Below are 2,990 nucleotides of genomic sequence, written 5' to 3'. Positions count from 1 at the left end.
AAATCTTGCATACAACTAGAACTTAGCTAAAGAAAAAGGATTTACTTTACATTTTATTTTACTATACATAACCTTTCTTATGTGAAGCTTCACATAATAAGGGGAAAATAGAGAGACTTTTTAAAACGATCCAAACACGTTTCTATCCCCTTTTAAAGAGTGAACCCGTTCATTCTTTGGAGGAACTGAATGAGCGTTTCTGGCAATGGCTGGAGGAAGACTATCATCGGAGGCCGCACGCTTCATTAGACGAAAAAACACCGCACGAAGTATTCCTGTCCCAATTGGATCATGTCACATTCTTGGAGGACCTTTCCTTGTTGGACTCAATCTTTTTAAAGCGGGCAAAGCGAAAAGTGAAGCTGGATGGCACCATCACGCTGGAGAAGAAGCTATATGAGGTCCCTTCCCAATATATCGGGCAAAAAATTGAAATCAGGATGGACGAGCATAAAGTATATGTGTTTGAGGACGGCAAGCAAGCAGCCGAGGCCATTCCGGTCTCCATGCATGACAATGCCCGTGTCAAACGGGGACAGTCGCCATTCGCCGTCTCCGAAGCTCATCAGGAGGAGGGAGAAGGCCATGTATAAACCGTTTTATTCGTTGGCTAGAGCGCCTTTTTCTAAAGACATGGAGCCGACGGAGGCTTTCCGTTCTGCGGGGTACCAGGAAGCATTGAACGGCCTCGAGTATTTACGCAAATCCAAAGGGATCGGCATGGTCATTGGTGATCCTGGTGCCGGAAAAACCTTCACATTAAGGTCATTCAAGGATTCGCTTAACCCGGCCCTGTATCATGTGGTCTATTTTCCACTGTCAACTGGAGGCGTGATGGATTTTTACCGGGGGTTGGCTTACGGCTTGGGCGAGGAGCCAAAGTTCCGGAAGGTGGACCTGTTCCGGCAGATTCAGCATGGAATTGAACGCATGGTCCAGGAACGAAAAGTAACGCCAGTGTTCATCCTGGATGAGATGCACATGGCCAAGGATGCTTTTTTGCAAGACTTGGCGATTCTTTTCAACTTCCAAATGGATTCATCGAATCCATTTATCCTTGTGTTGGCCGGCCTGCCGCATTTAAAGACGCGTCTGAACCTGAATCATCACAGACCACTCGCCCAGCGAATCATCATGAGGTATCAAATTCAGCCACTACAGAAAGAAGATATATTCGCCTATATTGATCATCATTTAAAGCTTGCCGGAGCCAAGATGCCGATTTTCACAGAAACAGCCCTTGAGGCGATTGCCTTGCGTTCACAGGGATGGCCGCGCGTCATCAACACATTGACGGTCAATTGTTTATTGTATGGGGCGCAGCTGAAGAAAGAACATATTGATGAGGAAATCGTCCAATTGGCCGTCGAGGAGAGTGGCTTATGATAAGGCGCGGAATCATGTTTTTTGATGTGGACAGCCAGGGCTGGAGAATATGGATTGGCCAACAAGAGTATGAAACGTTTACGGGAATGACCTTCGAAATACGCATTCAACACCGTTATTATGAAGCATGTTTTGAAAAAGATTATAATGAGTGGTTTGTGACGCTGGAGGACGATGTGACGTTCACTCTAAGATTGGTCGAAGTATATAAAGTACGGATTCGGCATTGAAACTCCCTTTTTAGGGAGTTCTTTTTTGGTAATACGGCTGGAATAATCTGCTTAGCTATTTCCAAATCTGAAATAATGTGATCAAAAAAGCACATTATTTTAGGTTTTTGACCCGAATTAATTTGAAATCAGGTGCCTGAAATAATGTGCTGGTTTACACGAATCACAGAACTGCTAATCGAAAAAGCATTAAATGGAGTGCAGGTTCGTTTTATGAGAGATAGCTTGGGGAGTTATAAATTCCCGCGTGAAAAAATCCGGCAGATGGTTGAAGCAGGGATAGAATGCAGGACAATATTTCCTCTGCGATTTCCCTGGATTTTGTCCAATTGGAATTATCGGGATCATTGTAAGATTGTGACGATTGACAGAAAGGAATCCTTTACTGGCGGTATGAACGTTGGGTATGAATATACAGGATTAAAGCCAGACGTAGGATTTTGGAGGGACACTCATTTGCAAATTATAGGGGAAGCAACAGGCGACTTGCAGACTGTTTTTGATGTTCATTGGGAAATCGCTGTGCCGGAAAGGATAAAATCAAAAACAAATTTGAAAACAAAATCAGAGGTAACGAAAATCAATTCAATCGGCAGAGCAGATCATTCCAAATGGTCAGCCGAATTGGGATCAGAGTTGAGCACCCTTGATGATAAAGAAATGGACATATCCGGAAAAACTAGGACATTGCATAAAGCGTATATCCATACGTTGGAAGGAAACCCTGGAATTCCTACCCCAGTCATTCGGCAAGCTTACTTTATATGTATAACACAGGCGACCAAGACTATTGATTTAACAACACCCTATTTTGTACCAGAAACGGATATTATCATGGCATTAAAGACAGCAGTAACTCGTGGTGTCCGTGTAAGATTGCTGGTTCCTCGCCACAATAATCAAAAAATCGTGGGTCTTGCAAGCCGTACTTATTACGGAGAACTTATAGAAGCTGGAGTTCAAATCTACCAGTACGACAAAGGAATGATACATGCGAAGGTGTTGACCATCGATGAGGAGATTGCTGCCGTAGGCTCAGCAAACTATGATATGAGAAGTTTTCGCCTGAATTATGAGGTGTGTCAAGTCGTGTACAGTGCTGATGTGGCAAGGGAACTCACAGAGCAGTTCGAGAGGGATCTTACTGATTCTGTACCATTAAGAATTGAAGACTTGGTGCAACGATCCCTGACCGAGCGCATTGTTGAACAGGGTGCTCGCGTGCTTTCTCCATTATTATAAGTTGAAAAAACCGGTATTATTTATCTTTCTGATTTTAATTAGCTTACATGTTGTAACTCAACTTTCGCACCAACAAAATAAGTGCTAATTGTTGGCTGTACTGGATCTAGAGGCGATCAATTATGTTGCTTG

At 43.4% G+C, this 2,990-nt stretch carries 2 protein-coding genes and 2 pseudogenes; all 4 read left to right on the top strand.

Features of this window, described 5'->3' with window-relative positions; genetic code table 11:
- Positions 1-95: 95 nt before the first annotated feature.
- Positions 96-593 (top strand): annotated as a pseudogene (locus AB1L08_RS22040) (Mu transposase domain-containing protein); the annotation flags it as partial.
- Positions 586-1,386 (top strand): ExeA family protein, encoded by an 801-nt coding sequence (locus AB1L08_RS22035; protein WP_413066727.1) that lies wholly within the window; start codon positions 586-588, stop codon positions 1,384-1,386. The pseudogene AB1L08_RS22040 and the gene AB1L08_RS22035, both read left to right, overlap by 8 nt.
- Positions 1,383-1,616 carry a DUF5348 domain-containing protein gene (locus AB1L08_RS22030; RefSeq protein WP_413066726.1) on the top strand — a complete coding sequence of 78 codons (234 nt, stop codon included), beginning with the start codon at positions 1,383-1,385 and terminating at the stop codon, positions 1,614-1,616. Before AB1L08_RS22035 ends, AB1L08_RS22030 begins: the two co-directional genes overlap by 4 nt.
- Before the next feature lie 159 nt (positions 1,617-1,775).
- Positions 1,776-2,858 (top strand): annotated as a pseudogene (locus AB1L08_RS22025) (phospholipase D-like domain-containing protein); the annotation flags it as partial.
- Positions 2,859-2,990 lie beyond the last annotated feature (132 nt).

The sequence above is a fragment of the Siminovitchia jepli genome (assembly GCF_047228825.1).
Taxonomy (GTDB): Bacteria; Bacillota; Bacilli; order Bacillales; family Bacillaceae_C; genus Siminovitchia.
Note: the sequence above shows the minus strand (reverse complement) of the source record. Positions and strands in the feature narration are given on the sequence as shown.

Coding starts and splice junctions, on each gene's coding strand:
- AB1L08_RS22035 (WP_413066727.1), top strand. CDS start 586: ATGTATAAACCGTTTTATTCGTTGGCTAGAGCGCCTTTTTCTAAAGAC.
- AB1L08_RS22030 (WP_413066726.1), top strand. CDS start 1,383: ATGATAAGGCGCGGAATCATGTTTTTTGATGTGGACAGCCAGGGCTGG.